Below are 14,888 nucleotides of genomic sequence, written 5' to 3' on the forward strand. Positions count from 1 at the left end.
GAACTACCGTCTTGCCGAATGCCGACGACTACGTTGAGGTGAAGAGATGCCGTTGACCCCCGAGGACGTGCGGAACAAGCAGTTCACGACCGTCCGCCTCCGAGAAGGCTATGACGAGGACGAGGTCGATGCCTTCCTCGACGAGGTCGAAGCCGAACTGACCCGTCTGCTCCGCGAGAACGAGGACCTGCGCGCCAAGCTGGCCGCGGCCACGCGCGCTGCTGCCCAGAACCAGCAGAACATGCGCAAGCCCCCGGAGCCGCAGGACGGCCAGCAGCAGGGCATGCCGCCGCAACAGCAGCAGGGCATGCCCCAGCAGGGCATGCGAGGTCCCGGCGCTCCGGTGCCCGCCGGCATATCGGGCCCGCCGCAGCAGCAGATGGGTGGCCCCATGGGTGGTCCGCCCCAGCTGCCGAGCGGTGCCCCGCAGCTGCCCGCCGGCCCCGGCGGCGGTCAGGGTGGTCCCCAGGGTCAGGGTCCGATGGGCCAGGGCCCGATGGGTCAGGGTCCGATGGGTCAAGGCCCCATGGGCCAGGGCCCGATGGGCGGTCAGCCCCCCATGCAGCAGCAGATGGGTGGTCCGATGGGCGGCCCCATGGGCGGTCCGATGGGCGGCCCCGGTCAGGGAGGCCCCGGTGGCGACAGCGCCGCCCGAGTCCTCTCGCTGGCCCAGCAGACCGCCGACCAGGCGATCGCGGAGGCCCGTTCCGAAGCCAACAAGATCGTCGGCGAGGCGCGTTCGCGCGCCGAGGGTCTTGAGCGTGACGCCCGGGCCAAGGCCGACGCCCTGGAGCGGGACGCGCAGGAGAAGCACCGCGTCGCGATGGGCTCCCTGGAGTCCGCTCGCGCCACGCTGGAGCGCAAGGTCGAGGACCTGCGCGGCTTCGAGCGCGAGTACCGTACGCGCCTGAAGTCGTACCTGGAGTCCCAGCTGCGCCAGTTGGAGACGCAGGCCGACGACTCCCTCGCCCCGCCGCGCACCCCGGCCACGGCCTCCCTGCCGCCGTCCCCGGCGCCTTCCATGGCTCCGGCCGGCGCCAGCGCCCCGTCCTACGGCGGCAACCAGGGCATGGGCGGCCCGAGCCCCGCTGGTCCGTCCTACGGCGGCCAGCAGCAGATGTCTCCCGCCATGACCCAGCCGATGGCGCCGGTACGACCGCAGGGTCCCTCCCCGATGGGGCAGGCTCCCTCGCCGATGCGCGGCTTCCTCATCGACGAGGACGACAACTGACGGCCAGTAGTACGCCTTAGGCGTCGGCAGCGTTCAAAGGGCGGGGCCCCGGATTCCGATCCGGGGCCCCGCCCTTTTACGCGCATTGCGCACGGGAACCGACGTGATCGGTACCGGCAGGGGGACGCGCAACGGCGGCTGCCCGGAACCGGGCAGCCGCCGTTGACCCGCTCGGCGCGAGCGTCACACCTTGCGGAGGCGGAACGTCAGCGTCAGGGCCTCGTCGCTGAACGGGGCGCCGTAGCTGTCGTCGGCGTCACCCTGGGCGAAGTCAGTCGCGAGGACCTCGTCGGCGATCAGACCGGCGTGGTCGTTCAGGGCCTCGACGGTCGCCGGGTCCGTGGCGGTCCAGCGGAGCGCGATGCGGTCGGCGACGTCGAGACCGCTGTTCTTGCGGCTCTCCTGGATCAGACGGATCGCGTCACGGGCGAGACCCGCACGCCGCAGCTCCTCGGTGATCTCCAGGTCGAGGGCGACCGTCGCACCGGAGTCGGACGCCACCGACCAGCCCTCGCGCGGCGTCTCCGTGATGATCACCTCGTCCGGGCCGAGCGTGATCGTCTCGCCGTCGACCTCCACCGACGCGGTGCCCTCGCGCAACGCCAGGGAGAGCGCGGCCGCGTCGGCGCCGGCGACGGCCTTGGCGACGTCCTGGACGCGCTTGCCGAACCGCTTGCCCAGCGCACGGAAGTTGGCCTTGGCGGTCGTGTCGACCAGGCTGCCGCCCACCTCGGACAGCGACGCGAGCGACTCGACGTTCAGCTCCTCCGTGATCTGCGAGCGCAGCTCGGGCGAGAGGGCGTCGAAGCCGGCCGCGGCGATCAGGGCGCGGCGCAGCGGCTGGCGGGTCTTGACGCCCGACTCCGCGCGCGTGGCGCGGCCCAGCTCCACCAGGCGGCGGATGAGCGCCATCTGCCGGGACAGCTCCGGGTCGATCGCGGACAGGTCCGCCTCCGGCCAGGAGGACAGGTGAACCGACTCCGGGGCGCCGGGCGTGACGGGCGCGACGAGGTCCTGCCAGACCCGCTCGGTGATGAACGGGGTCAGCGGGGCCATCAGCCTGGTGACCGTCTCCACGACCTCGTGCAGCGTGCGCAGCGCGGACTTGTCGCCCTGCCAGAAGCGGCGGCGCGAGCGGCGCACGTACCAGTTGGACAGGTCGTCGACGAACGCGGAGAGCAGCTTGCCGGCGCGCTGGGTGTCGTAGGCCTCCAGGGACTGCGTCACCTGGTCGGTGAGCGCGTGGAGTTCGGACAGCAGCCAGCGGTCGAGGACGGGCCGCTCGGCGGGCGCCGGGTCGGCCTCGGAGGGGGACCAGCCGGACGTGCGCGCGTACAGGGCCTGGAAGGCGACCGTGTTCCAGTACGTCAGGAGCGTCTTGCGGACGACCTCCTGGATCGTGCCGTGGCCCACGCGGCGGGCCGCCCAGGGCGAGCCGCCGGCCGCCATGAACCAGCGCACCGCGTCCGCACCGTGCTGGTCCATGAGCGGGATCGGCTGCAGGATGTTGCCCAGGTGCTTGGACATCTTGCGGCCGTCCTCGGCGAGGATGTGGCCGAGGCAGACGACGTTCTCGTAGCTGGACTTGTCGAAGACCAGCGTGCCGACCGCCATCAGCGTGTAGAACCAGCCGCGGGTCTGGTCGATGGCCTCGGAGATGAACTGCGCCGGGTACCGGCTCTCGAACAGCTCCTTGTTCTTGTACGGGTAGCCCCACTGCGCGAACGGCATGGACCCCGAGTCGTACCAGGCGTCGATGACCTCCGGCACACGCGTGGCGGTCTTCCCGCAGCCCTCCTGCGGGCAGCCGAAGGTGACCGCGTCGATGAACGGGCGGTGCGGGTCCAGCTCGGACTGGTCGGCGCCGGTGAGCTCGCTGAGCTCCGCGCGCGAGCCGACGCAGGTGAGGTGGTCGTCCTCGCAGCGCCAGATCGGCAGCGGGGTGCCCCAGTAGCGGCTGCGGGACAGCGCCCAGTCGATGTTGTTGTTCAGCCAGTCGCCGAAGCGGCCGTGCTTGACCGACTCGGGGAACCAGTTGGTCTTCTCGTTCTCCTGGAGGAGACGGTCCTTGACGGCGGTGGTGCGGATGTACCAGGACGGCTGCGCGTAGTAGAGCAGCGCGGTGTGGCAGCGCCAGCAGTGCGGGTAGCTGTGCTCGTACGGGATGTGCTTGAACAGCAGGCCGCGCTGCTGGAGGTCCTCGGTGAGCCGTTCGTCGGCCTTCTTGAAGAAGACGCCGCCGACCATGGGGACGTCCGGCGCGAAGGTGCCGTCGGGGAGGACCGGGTTGACCACCGGCAGGCCGTAGGAGCGGCAGACCTTGAGGTCGTCCTCACCGAAGGCGGGGGACTGGTGGACCAGACCGGTGCCGTCCTCGGTGGTCACGTACTCGGCGTTGACGACGAAATGCGCCTCGGCCGGGAACTCCACCAGCTCGAAGGGACGTTGATAGGTCCAGCGCTCCATTTCGGCGCCGGTGAAGGTCTGCCCGGTGGTCTCCCAGCCCTCGCCGAGCGCCTTGGCGAGCAGCGGCTCGGCGACGACGAGCTTCTCCTCGCCGTCGGTCGCCACGACGTAGGTGACCTCGGGGTGCGCGGCCACGGCCGTGTTGGAGACCAGCGTCCAGGGGGTCGTCGTCCACACCAGGAGGGCGGCCTCGCCGGCGAGCGGACCGGAGGTGAGCGGGAAACGGACGTACACGGACGGGTCGACGACCGTCTCGTAGCCCTGCGCCAGCTCGTGGTCGGACAGGCCGGTGCCGCAGCGCGGACACCAGGGGGCGACGCGGTGGTCCTGGACCAGCAGGCCCTTGCCGAAGATCTCCTTCAGCGACCACCAGACCGACTCGATGTACTCGGGGTCCATCGTGACGTACGCGTCGTCGAGGTCGACCCAGTAGCCCATGCGGGTCGTCAGCTCGGCGAAGGCGTCGGTGTGGCGGAGCACGGACTCACGGCACTTCGCGTTGAAGTCGGCGATGCCGTACGCCTCGATGTCCTTCTTGCCGCTGAAGCCGAGTTCCTTCTCGACCGCCAGTTCCACCGGGAGGCCGTGGCAGTCCCAGCCGGCCTTGCGGGCCACGTGGTAGCCGCGCATGGTGCGGAAGCGGGGGAAGACGTCCTTGAAGACGCGGGCCTCGATGTGGTGGGCGCCCGGCATGCCGTTGGCGGTGGGCGGGCCCTCGTAGAACACCCACTCGGGGCGGCCCTCGGACTGCTCCAGGCTCTTGGCGAAGATCTTCTGCTCGCGCCAGAAGTCGAGCACGGCGTGCTCGAGGGCGGGCAGGTCGACCTGGGCGGGCACCTGGCGGTACTGCGGCGTTGTCATCGGCGAGCTTCCTCCGGCGGACGTACTGCCTTCCGTCGGAGGGACGAGAGCCTTCTTGCCTGTCTACGCCGTGTGCGGCGCGCTCCCGCGGTACCACCCTCCTTGGCTCCCCGGTGCGTCCTGCACGCCGACGAGCCCCCTCATTGGGGTCGCGATGCCGGTTCTACTCGCCTGCGGCTGTCGCCCGTGGCTTTCTTCCGGCGGCTCCGGGGTGATGTTCACGTCGCGCTCGCCCCCGGGCTTCCACCGTCCCCGGGTCGCTCTGGGCTGCGTACGCCGCTACTCGTCCCCATCCACGCTTTTCGCTCCGCCCAGTGTACGGCGCGCCGCGGACGGCGGCCGACCGGTTTTCCGGGACTGTGGACGAGGCGCGGGACCGTGTCCGGTATGACCCGAATGGGGTGGTGTGCGGATTCGGGTCCCGGGACGGCGAACTGGGCGGATTACCTCGCGGGGAGTTGGGCACAACGCATGCAGGTTCGCCGCGCGGCGTGCGCGAGGCGGGCGAATCGGGCGGTGCGCCCCGTTGCCGCGGGACCCAAGTCGATTTATCGTCCCAGCACGATTCGCGCGCAAGATCACAATATGTGAAGGGGCCGCGGCATGGTGGCGAAGAAGACCGCCGTACGGCAGTCGGCGTCCGGGGACGCCTCTGGCGGTGCGGCCGGAAACGACGCGCGAGGTGGCGGTGCCGCGCGCGCCGGCAAGGGGGCGAGGAAGGCGACCGGGGGCGGCAAGGCGGCCGAGGGGGCGGGGAGGAGCGGGACGGGGGTAGCGGGCTCTGCTCGGGGGAAGAAGGCAGCGGGGCCGGGCAAGGCGACGGCAGGTGGCAGGACCTCGGCCGGGGGAGCGGCGGAGGGCAGGGCGACGGACGGTGGAGCGGCTGCCGAGAAGGCGACGGCCTCGGGGGCGATGCGGAAGACAGCGGTGAAGAAAGAGACGCGCGCGGGGCCGGCCGCCCGCGTGGAGACGGCCATGGACACGGCCGCGGAGACGACCGTGACGGCGACGCCGGACGCGCAGAAGAAGGCGGCCGCGAAGCGGACGCCGGTGGCGAGGAAGACGGCGGCCGCGAAGAAGGCGGTGGCCGCCGAGGAGACGGCGGTCGCCGGGAAAGCGGCTGTGAAGGCGAGTGCCCGGAAGGCGCAGAAGGCGACGCGGGCGGAGGCCTCCCCCGCCGGGGCAGAGGCCGCGACCGGGAACGCCGCGCGCGCGGAGAGCGCGCCCCGCACCGCCGCCGGCCGTCGTGCCGGGAGCCGTGGGGGACCGGGGCGCGGTGGTGACGGCGGCGCCGTCGCGGAGGGGGACGGCAAGCAGGGCGCCGTCAGGAAGAGCAGGGCCAACAAGGCGGGCGCGGCCTCGGCCGCGGAGCAGACGGGAGCCACGACAGTGGTTGCGAAGAAGACTCCTGGCACGGCCACGGCGGCGAAGAACGCCGTCCCCAAGGCACGGCCCGCCGCGGCCGAGGCCGGCGACCTGGCGGTACGCCCCGGTGAGGAGCCGTGGACCCCCGAAGAGGTCGAGGAGGCCCGCGCCGAACTGCAGTCCGAGTTCGACCGGCTGCGCACGGAACTCGTCTCCTCCGAGGCGGCCCTCGCGGGTCTCATGCGGGACTCCGGGGACGGCGCCGGCGACGACCAGGCGGACACCGGCACCAAGAACATCACGCGCGAGCACGAACTGGCGCTCGCCGCCAACGCGCGCGAGATGATGATCCAGACCGAGCACGCCCTGGAGCGGCTGGACGCCGGCACCTACGGCCTGTGCGAGAACTGCGGAAAGCCCATCGGCAAGGCCAGGATGCAGGCCTTCCCGCGGGCCACGCTGTGCGTGGAGTGCAAGCAGAAGCAGGAGCGTCGATACTGATCGCCTGTCTGCCCGGGGGCGTGCCGTACCCTCGTCCTCAGTCAGGTACCTAGGTTGAGGGACTCACGTGGCAGAGGCGGAGCGCATCATCGGTACGCCGGGCACCCCGGAAGCGGCGGGGGGCGAGCCGGAGCGGCCCGACGCGGGCGTCGGGGGCGCCGGAACGCCGGTTCCGGGCGAGGCGTCCGGCGCGGAGGGGGCGGGCGAGGACTCCGCCGGGCGGTCCCGCGGCAGGCGCCGGATCGCCGTGCTGTTCGGGGTCGCCGCGTTCGCGTACGCCCTCGACCTGATCAGCAAGATGATCGTCGTCGCCAAGCTGGAGCACCACGAGCCGATCGAGATCATCGGGGACTGGCTGCGCTTCGAGGCGATCCGCAACGCGGGCGCCGCCTTCGGCTTCGGCGAGGCCTTCACCGTGATCTTCACGGTGATCGCGGCGGCGGTCATCGTGGTGATCGCCCGGCTCGCCCGCAAGCTGTACAGCCTGCCCTGGGCGATCGCGCTCGGCCTGCTGCTCGGCGGCGCGCTCGGCAACCTCACCGACCGGATCTTCCGCGCGCCGGGCGTCTTCGAGGGCGCGGTGGTGGACTTCATCGCCCCGAAGCACTTCGCGGTCTTCAACCTCGCCGACTCGGCGATCGTGTGCGGCGGCATCCTGATCGTGCTGCTGTCGTTCAAGGGCCTCGACCCGGACGGCACCGTCCACAAGGACTGAGGGGTCCTCGCACACGAGCGCGTGGTGAGCCGTCCCGGCCATCGGGTCGTCCACGGGCGCGGGGTCGTCCACAGGCCCGTGCGGGGCGGTCGCGCCCGTCCGGCATACTCGACGGGTGAGCACGCTTCCCGATATCCGTACCCTGCCCGTGCCCGACGGCCTGGAGGGCGAGCGCGTCGACGCCGCCATCTCCCGCATGTTCGGCTTCTCCCGCACCAAGGCGGCCGAGCTCGCCGCCGCGGGGAAGGTCACGGTCGACGGGTCGGTGGTCGGGAAGTCCGAGCGGGTGCACGGCGGCGCCTGGCTGGAGGTCGAGATGCCCCAGGCGCCCGCGCCGGTGCAGGTCGTCGCCGAGCCGGTCGAGGGCATGGAGATCGTCCATGACGACGACGACGTGGTCGTGATCGTCAAGCCGGTGGGCGTGGCCGCGCACCCGTCGCCGGGCTGGACCGGGCCGACCGTCATCGGCGGGCTCGCCGCCGCCGGGTACCGCATCTCCACCTCGGGCGCCGCCGAGCGCCAGGGCATCGTGCACCGCCTCGACGTGGGCACGTCCGGCCTGATGGTGGTCGCCAAGTCGGAGTACGCGTACACGTCGCTGAAGCGCCAGTTCAAGGAGCGCACGGTCGACAAGCGGTACCACACGCTGGTCCAGGGCCACCCCGACCCGACCAGCGGCACCATCGACGCGCCCATCGGCCGGCACCCCAACCACGACTACAAGTGGGCGGTCACCGCCGACGGCAAGCCGTCCGTCACCCACTACGACCTCATCGAGGCCTTCCGCGCGGCCTCCCTGCTGGACGTGAAGCTGGAGACGGGCCGCACGCACCAGATCCGCGTCCACATGTCCGCCCACCGCCACCCGTGCGTGGGCGACCTGACGTACGGCGCCGACCCGACGCTCGCCAAGCGGCTGCGGCTGACCCGGCAGTGGCTGCACGCGGTGCGGCTGGGGTTCGAGCACCCCGGTGACGGCCGGTGGGCCGAGTTCTCCTGCGGCTACCCCGACGACCTTCAGCAGGCCCTCGACCAGGTCCGCGAGGAGACCTACGGATGAGCGGCCCGCCCGCGTACTCGGTGCGCGTCGCCGAGGACCCCGCCGACCGGCAGGCGTGCTTCGCGCTGCGCAAGGAGGTCTTCGTCGGCGAGCAGGGCGTCCCCGAGGACATCGAGTACGACGCCCACGACGCCGGCGCGGTGCATGTGCTGGCCGTCCGCGAGGACGGCGTGCCGCTGGGGACCGGGCGGCTGCTGCACGGGGAGGCGGCCGCGGCGAAGACCGCCGGCGGCGGCCCCTCGGTGGGCTCGCTGGGGCGGCTCGCCGTCTCCCGGGAGGCACGCGGGCTCGGCGTCGGCGCCGCGCTGGTGCGGGGCATCGAGGAGGCGGCTCGCGCACGCGGGCTGACCGCGGTGGACCTGCACGCGCAGACGCACGCGCTGGGGTTCTACGAGCGGCTGGGCTACCGGGCGTACGGCCCGGAGTTCCCGGACGCGGGGATACCGCACCGGGCGATGCGACGGGCGTTGTAACCACCGACACGGGTGTCGCGGCGTGGAAACGGGCAAGGCGGTGACAAGCGGGGCGAGCGTGACAGGCTGGAGCCCTGGTTGTTCGTGATCTTCTAGACCGCCGGAGCCTGACCGTGGACCAGCTGGCCCTGCTGTTCGTCCTTCTGCTCGGGGCCGTGGTGAGCGTCCCGCTCGGAGACCGGTGGGGGCTGCCCGCGCCGGTCCTGATGACGTTGCTCGGGATCGTCCTCGCGGTGCTCGACTTCGTGCCCAACGTCAACGTCCCGCCCGGTCTGATCCTGCCGCTGCTGCTGCCGCCCCTGCTCTACGCGGCCGTGCGGCGGACCTCCTGGCGGCAGTTCACGGCGAACAAACGGCCGATCTTCCTGCTCGCCGTCGCGCTGGTCTTCGTCACGATGGCGTGTGTCGCCACCGTGGCCCACGCGGTCGTGCCGGGGCTGCCGCTCGCCGCCGCCTTCGCCCTCGGGGCGCTGGTCGCGCCGCCCGACCCGGTCGCCGCCACCGCCGTGGCCGGACAGCTCGGGCTGCCGCGCCGGCTGGTGTCCATCCTGGAGGGCGAGGGGCTCTTCAACGACGTCACGGCCATCGTGCTGTACCACGTGGCGATCGCGGCCGTCGTCAGCGGGACCTTCTCGCCGTGGAAGGCGGGGCTGGACCTGGTGCTGTCCGCCGTGGTGGCGGTGGCCGTGGGCGTCGCACTCGGGTGGGGCGCGAACAAGCTGATGGACCTCCTCGGGGACGCCACCCTGCAGATCGGGCTGACGCTCCTCGTGCCCTACGCCTCCTACGTGATGGCGGAGGAGTTCCACGGCTCCGGGGTGCTCGCGGTGCTCACCACCGCGCTGTTCCTCGCCGAGTACGCCACCGATCCCGACGACGTGATGACCCGGCTGGCCGGGCACACCTTCTGGGACATCGTCGACACCCTGGTCACCGGTGTCGCCTTCGGGCTGATCGGACTGGAGCTGCACAACGCCATCCGCACCGCGTCCGGGCGGTGGGGCGAGATGCTGGGGTGGGCGGCGGCCGTGCTGGTCGTCGTCGTGCTCGTCCGGCTGCTGTGGCTTCTGCCGGCCACCTGGGTCACCCAGCGGATGCACGCCAAGCGGGACTACGACGAGGACATCCCGATGACCTGGCGGGAGACCGTCGTCATGTGGTGGGCCGGGATGCGGGGGGTGGCCTCGGTGGCGCTGGCGCTCGCCATCCCCCTGGAGACGGATGCGGGGGCGGGCTTCCCCAAACGCGACGAGATCGTGTTCATCGCGTTCGGGGTGATCATGGGGACGCTGGTGCTCCAGGGACTGACGCTGCCGTGGCTGGTGCGGCGGCTCGGGGTGCAGGCCGACACGGGCCGGGAGAAGGAGTTCGAGAAGCAGCTCGCGGTGCGCGCGGCGAAGGCGGCGAAGCGCAGGCTGCGCGAGATCGAGGCGGAGGAGGAACTGCCGGAGGAGCTGTCGGAGCAGATGGTCCGGCGGGCCTTCGACATCGGACTGCGGATCAGTCCGGACGTGGGGGAGGACGAGCGGCGCGAGGGGCACGAGCACCGGGTGCGGCGGCTGAAGCGGGTGCGCCGGATCCAGGGGGAGATGCTCAGCGCCGCCCGGCACGAGGTGGTCGCCGCGCGCAGTGAGCCGGGGGCGGACCCCGAGATCGTGGACCGCGTGCTCCGGCATCTCGACGTGCGCAGTCTGAAGTGACCTCCGTCCCGCGGGAAGTGACCGGCGGGTTCGTTCTTCGTGGCGGGGTTGTGAACCGGCCCGGAAGGGGCCGGGGGCGGCCTTATGGTCGGGGACATGGCACGCAACATTGTGATCAGTGGTGGAGGTACGGGGATCGGGCTCGCGGCGGCGCGGAGGTTCGCCGCCGACGGGGACCGGGTGCTGCTGCTCGGGCGGCGCCGGGAGGTGCTGGAGAAGGCCGGGGTGGACGGAGCGCTCACCTACGCCGCGGACCTCGCCGAGCCCGACGAGGTGCGGCAGGTGGCGCTGTTCGTCGAGGAGACCCTCGGCACGGTGGACGTGCTCGTCCACGGGGCCGGCGGGACCGGGCAACTGGAACCGCAGCCCGACAGCGACGACCCCCTCGACCGGGTCGCGTACGAATGGAGCGTCAACTTCCGGCTCAACACCCTCACCGCGGCCCTGCTCACGGAGGCGCTGACGGACCGGCTGGCCCGGCCGGGCGGGCGGGTGCTGTTCGTCGGCTCGATCGCCGCCTACCGGGGCTCAGGCAGCGGAGCGTACGGCGGCGCCAAGGCCGCGCTGCATCCGTACGCGCACGATCTCGCCCGCCGGCTCGGACCGGAGGGCGTCACCGTGAACGTCGTCGCGCCCGGGTACGTCGAGGACACCGAGTTCTTCGGCGGGTCCATGGACGAAGAGCGGCGGGAGCGGCTCGTCGCCCAGACACTGAACGGACGCGCCGCGACGCCCGGGGACGTGGCCGCCACACTGCACTGGCTGGCCTCCCCGGGCGCCGGACACGTCACTTCGCAGATCGTGCAGGTCAACGGCGGTGCAGAGCGCGGACACTGAGGGCCCTTCAAGGCCTCTGAGGACTCCCCGGGTTCAGCGGTCCGCCCCCGACGGTTCGTGGGCGCGCCGCTGACGCGGGGGCGTCTTGTCGAGGCCCGGCGCACCGTCGTGCGACGCCTCGCCGTGCGAGGCGTCGGGCGGCAGCGGGGCGTCCGCGGTGTTGACACGGGGCAGCGCGTAGGGGTGCTCCTCGGTCAGCCAGCGGATCATCCGCTCGCGGACGGTGACGCGGATCGTCCAGATGTCGTCCGAGTCCTTCGCCGTCACCAGAGCCCTGACCTGCATGGTGTTCGGGGTGGTGTCGGTGACGTCCAGGCCGTAGGCGCGGCCGTCCCAGGCCGGCGACTCCCGCAGGATGTCTCGGAGCTTCTCGCGCATCGCGTCGAGCGGGGCCGAGTGGTCGACGTGCCAGTAGACGATGCCCGTCATCTGCGGTGTGCCGCGCGACCAGTTCTCGAACGGATTGGACGTGAAGTACGACACCGGCATGGTGATCCGGCGCTCGTCCCAGGTCCGCACGGTCAGGAAGGTCAGGGTGATCTCCTCGACCGTGCCCCACTCGCCGTCCACGACCACCGTGTCGCCGATGCGCACCATGTCGCCGAAGGCGATCTGCAGCCCGGCGAACAGGTTGCTCAGCGTGGACTGCGCGGCGACACCGGCGACGATGCCGAGGATTCCGGCCGAGGCCAGCAGCGAGGCGCCCGCGGCGCGGAACGCCGGGAACGTCAGCAGCATCGCCGCCGCGGCCACCACGCCGACGACGGCGGACACCACCCGCATGATCAGCGACACCTGGGTGCGCACCCGACGCACCCGGGCCGCGTCGCGGTGCATGCGCGCGTAGCGGCTGTACGAGGTCTCGACGACGGCGCCGGCGATCCGGATCACCAGCCAGGCGGCCGCGCCGATCAGCGTCAGCGTCAGCGTCCGGCCGACCGCGTCCTGGTGCTCCTGGAGCAGACGTGCCTCGTCGTACGACCCTCTCAACAACGCCGCGCACAGCACGAGCTGGTACGGGATCCGGCCACGGCGCAGCAGACCCCACAAGGGAGTCTCCGGATGCCGGTGGTCGGCTTTGGACAACAGTCGGTCGGTGGCCCAGCCGATGAACAGCGTCAGCAGGACCGCACCACCGACCACGATCACGGGGCGGAGCAGGTTCTCCATGCCTTGGCGCGTAACCGGCTCGGAGGGACCTTGAACATGGGCCTTTTGTGAAGAGTCCCACGTGCCGTGCTGCGAGGGACGGCTCAGGAGGCGTTGTCAGCGGCGACTGGCACCATGGCCTCATGAACATCATGCTCTTCCATTCGACCTATGGACTGCGCCCCGCGGTGCGTGCGGCGGCGGACCGGCTGCGTGCCGCCGGGCACGAGGTGTGGACCCCGGACCTGTTCGACGGGCGGACGTTCGACACGGTCGAGGAGGGCATGGCCCACAACGAGGGCATCGGCAAGGACGAGCTGCTGAGGAGAGCGGTCCTGGCCGCCGCGCCCTACTCCGACCGGGGCCTGGTCTACGCCGGGTTCTCGCTCGGCGCGTCCGTCGCGCAGACCCTCGCCCTCGGTGACGCCAAGGCGCGCGGCCTGCTGCTCCTGCACGGCACCTCCGACCTCGCGCCGAACGCCTCGGTGGACGAGCTGCCGGTGCAGCTGCATGTGGCGGAGCCGGACCCGTTCGAGCCGGACGACTGGCTGAGCGCCTGGTACCTGCAGATGGGCCGCGCGGGCGCCGACGTGGAGGTCTACCGGTACGCGGGGGCCGGCCACCTCTACACCGACCCCGACCTCCCCGACTACGACGCGGAGGCCGCCGAGGCCACCTGGCGGGTGGCGCTCGGCTTCCTCGACACGCTGTAGCGGCCGTGACCGGCCGTCACACGGGGTCGTACGTCCGCTCCACCTTCTGCGTGCCGCTGCGCGTGCGGTACGAGCGGGACCACGCGGAGGTCGCGTCGGCCCGGGTGCGGTCGGACAGAACGTAGTAGTCCATCTGCGCGCGCTCGGCGGTGATGTCCAGCACGCCGTAGCCGTGCCGGTCGGTGTCCACCCAGTGGACGTGGCGGTTGGTGGCCTGGACCAGCGGCGCGGCGACCGCGGCGACGGTGCCCTCGGGGACCTTGGCGATGTCGTCGAGGTTGTCGGAGGTCACCGACGTGACCACGAACTCGGTGGCGGCCGAGGCGGACAGCGGGTAGGTCCCGGCGTTCACCGGCACGTCGTTGGCCCAGGCCATGTGGATGTCGCCGGTGAGGAAGACGGTGTTGCGGATGGCGTTGGACCGCAGATGGGCGAGGACTTCGCGGCGGTCGTCGGTGTAGCCGTCCCACTGGTCGGTGTTGAGAGCCAGGCCCTCCTGGGGCAGGCCGAGCAGCTTGGCGAGCGGCTTGAGCAGGGACGCGGGGAGCGCGCCGAGGGCCAGCGGCGAGATCATCACGGAGTTGCCGACGAGCCGCCAGGTGGTGTCGGACGCCGTCAGCCCCGCCTTGAGCCAGTCGAGCTGGGCCCGGCCGGTGAGGGTGCGCTCCGGGTCGTCGACGTCGCCGTCACCGAACTTGACCTGCTGGGAGCGGAAGGAGCGCAGGTCCAGCAGGGAGAGGTCGGCGAGTTTGCCGAAGCGCAGCCGGCGGTAGGTGGTGCCGGCGAGCGCGGGGCGGACCGGCATCCACTCGAAGTAGGCCTGCTTGGCGGCCGCCTGACGGCTCGTCCAGCTGCCCTCCGCGCCCTCGGTGTGGTTCTCCGCGCCGCCCGACCAGGTGTCGTTTGCGATCTCGTGGTCGTCCCAGATGGCGATGACCGGCGCCTTGGCGTGCAGGGCCTGCAGGTCGGGGTCGGTCTTGTACCGGGCGTGCCGGATGCGGTAGTCGGCGAGGGTGAGGATCTCGTGCGTGGGCGCGTGGGGCCGTACGACGGTGCCGCGCGCGCAGTACTGGCCGGTGCCGTACTCGTAGATGTAGTCGCCGAGGTGCAGCCAGGCGTCGAGGTCGCCGCGGGCGGCGAGGTGGCGGTAGGCGGAGAAGTAGCCGGCCTCCCAGTTGGCGCAGGAGACCACGCCGAAGCGCAGGTTGGCCACCGAGGCCTGGGCCGCCGGCGCGGTGCGGGTGCGCGCCGCCGGCGAGTCGGTCCCGCCGGCCGAGAAGCGGAACCAGTAGTCGGTGGCGGGGGCGAGGCCGCGCACGTCGGCCTTGACGGTGTGGTCGGAGGCGGCGGTCGCGGTCACCGTGCCCTTGGCCACGATGCGCGTGAGGGCCCTGTCCTCGGCGACGATCCACTCCACCTCGGTGTCCGGACCGAGCCCGGAGCCGGGTATCGCCTCGGCGGTGGGCGTCACCCTCGTCCACAGCAGGATCCCGTCGGGCAGCGGGTCCCCGGAGGCGACGCCGTGCAGGAAGACCGGGGTCTGCGCGGCGGCCCGGGCGGGCAGCGCGGCGGCGAGGGGCCCGGCCAGCACGGCGGTGGCGGCCGCGGCCTTGACGACCGTACGGCGGCGCGGGGAGAGGGATCTGACGCCCTCGGACGATATGGAGGCTCTGTATCGACTGGTCACGGCGCATCAGGTTACTGATTGGTACGTCCTGCGCGCGGGTGAACTTCCAAATGTGCCCTTTGTGTGGTTCGGGCTCCCGAGAGTGCTGGGGCGACGGTCAGGGATCTGGGCCGGCGCGGCCGGCCCTGCC

At 72.0% G+C, this 14,888-nt stretch carries 11 protein-coding genes; 8 read left to right on the forward strand and 3 right to left on the reverse strand.

What is annotated here, in order from left to right:
- Nucleotides 1-46 precede the first annotated feature (46 nt).
- The gene (locus EV567_RS04340) at nt 47-1,231 is read left to right on the forward strand and encodes a DivIVA domain-containing protein (protein WP_130437222.1); all 1,185 of its coding nucleotides are present in this window, start codon (nt 47-49) and stop codon (nt 1,229-1,231) included.
- Nucleotides 1,232-1,414: 183 nt separating this feature from the next.
- Here the strand turns inward: EV567_RS04340 and ileS are convergent, their stop codons facing one another.
- Nucleotides 1,415-4,558, reverse strand: a complete 3,144-nt coding sequence (gene ileS, locus EV567_RS04345; RefSeq protein WP_130437223.1) for an isoleucine--tRNA ligase — start codon at nt 4,556-4,558, stop codon at nt 1,415-1,417.
- Nucleotides 4,559-5,485: 927 nt separating this feature from the next.
- On the opposite strand from ileS, the gene EV567_RS04355 reads away from it, so the two are divergent.
- From EV567_RS04355 to EV567_RS04380, 6 genes are all read left to right on the forward strand, one after another.
- Nucleotides 5,486-6,424 carry a TraR/DksA family transcriptional regulator gene (locus tag EV567_RS04355; RefSeq protein ID WP_407071561.1) on the forward strand — a complete coding sequence of 313 codons (939 nt, stop codon included), beginning with the start codon at nt 5,486-5,488 and terminating at the stop codon, nt 6,422-6,424.
- A gap of 67 nt (nt 6,425-6,491) precedes the next feature.
- Nucleotides 6,492-7,139 (forward strand): signal peptidase II, encoded by a 648-nt coding sequence (lspA, locus tag EV567_RS04360; RefSeq protein ID WP_130437225.1) that lies wholly within the window; start codon nt 6,492-6,494, stop codon nt 7,137-7,139.
- 115 nt (nt 7,140-7,254) lie between these two features.
- Nucleotides 7,255-8,199 carry an RluA family pseudouridine synthase gene (locus EV567_RS04365; protein ID WP_130437226.1) on the forward strand — a complete coding sequence of 315 codons (945 nt, stop codon included), beginning with the start codon at nt 7,255-7,257 and terminating at the stop codon, nt 8,197-8,199.
- Complete coding sequence (locus tag EV567_RS04370) at nt 8,196-8,672, forward strand: GNAT family N-acetyltransferase (RefSeq protein ID WP_130437227.1); 477 nt, start codon at nt 8,196-8,198, stop codon at nt 8,670-8,672. Before EV567_RS04365 ends, EV567_RS04370 begins: the two co-directional genes overlap by 4 nt.
- A gap of 113 nt (nt 8,673-8,785) precedes the next feature.
- Nucleotides 8,786-10,372, forward strand: a complete 1,587-nt coding sequence (locus EV567_RS04375) for a Na+/H+ antiporter (protein ID WP_130437228.1) — start codon at nt 8,786-8,788, stop codon at nt 10,370-10,372.
- A gap of 96 nt (nt 10,373-10,468) precedes the next feature.
- Nucleotides 10,469-11,209 carry an SDR family NAD(P)-dependent oxidoreductase gene (locus EV567_RS04380; RefSeq protein WP_130437229.1) on the forward strand — a complete coding sequence of 247 codons (741 nt, stop codon included), beginning with the start codon at nt 10,469-10,471 and terminating at the stop codon, nt 11,207-11,209.
- 33 nt (nt 11,210-11,242) lie between these two features.
- On the opposite strand, the gene EV567_RS04385 is transcribed toward EV567_RS04380, so the two are convergent.
- Nucleotides 11,243-12,379 carry a mechanosensitive ion channel family protein gene (locus EV567_RS04385; RefSeq protein WP_130437230.1) on the reverse strand — a complete coding sequence of 379 codons (1,137 nt, stop codon included), beginning with the start codon at nt 12,377-12,379 and terminating at the stop codon, nt 11,243-11,245.
- A 122-nt stretch (nt 12,380-12,501) separates the two neighbouring features.
- Between EV567_RS04385 and EV567_RS04390 the strand changes: the two genes are divergently transcribed.
- Nucleotides 12,502-13,071, forward strand: a complete 570-nt coding sequence (locus EV567_RS04390) for a dienelactone hydrolase family protein (protein WP_130437231.1) — start codon at nt 12,502-12,504, stop codon at nt 13,069-13,071.
- A 16-nt stretch (nt 13,072-13,087) separates the two neighbouring features.
- Here EV567_RS04390 and EV567_RS04395 read toward each other — a convergent pair whose 3' ends face one another.
- Nucleotides 13,088-14,758, reverse strand: coding sequence for an alkaline phosphatase (locus tag EV567_RS04395; RefSeq protein WP_130437232.1), 1,671 nt, complete (start codon nt 14,756-14,758; stop codon nt 13,088-13,090).
- Nucleotides 14,759-14,888: the final 130 nt, after the last annotated feature.

This window comes from Streptomyces sp. BK239, from assembly GCF_004217285.1.
Taxonomy (GTDB): domain Bacteria; phylum Actinomycetota; class Actinomycetes; order Streptomycetales; family Streptomycetaceae; genus Streptomyces.

Bases quoted from the DNA above. Each gene is read 5' to 3' on its own strand.
- EV567_RS04340 (WP_130437222.1), top strand. From the start codon at position 47: ATGCCGTTGACCCCCGAGGACGTGCGGAACAAGCAGTTCACGACCGTC.
- ileS (WP_130437223.1), bottom strand. From the start codon at position 4,558: ATGACAACGCCGCAGTACCGCCAGGTGCCCGCCCAGGTCGACCTGCCC.
- EV567_RS04370 (WP_130437227.1), top strand. From the start codon at position 8,196: ATGAGCGGCCCGCCCGCGTACTCGGTGCGCGTCGCCGAGGACCCCGCC.
- EV567_RS04380 (WP_130437229.1), top strand. From the start codon at position 10,469: ATGGCACGCAACATTGTGATCAGTGGTGGAGGTACGGGGATCGGGCTC.
- EV567_RS04385 (WP_130437230.1), bottom strand. From the start codon at position 12,379: ATGGAGAACCTGCTCCGCCCCGTGATCGTGGTCGGTGGTGCGGTCCTG.
- EV567_RS04390 (WP_130437231.1), top strand. From the start codon at position 12,502: ATGAACATCATGCTCTTCCATTCGACCTATGGACTGCGCCCCGCGGTG.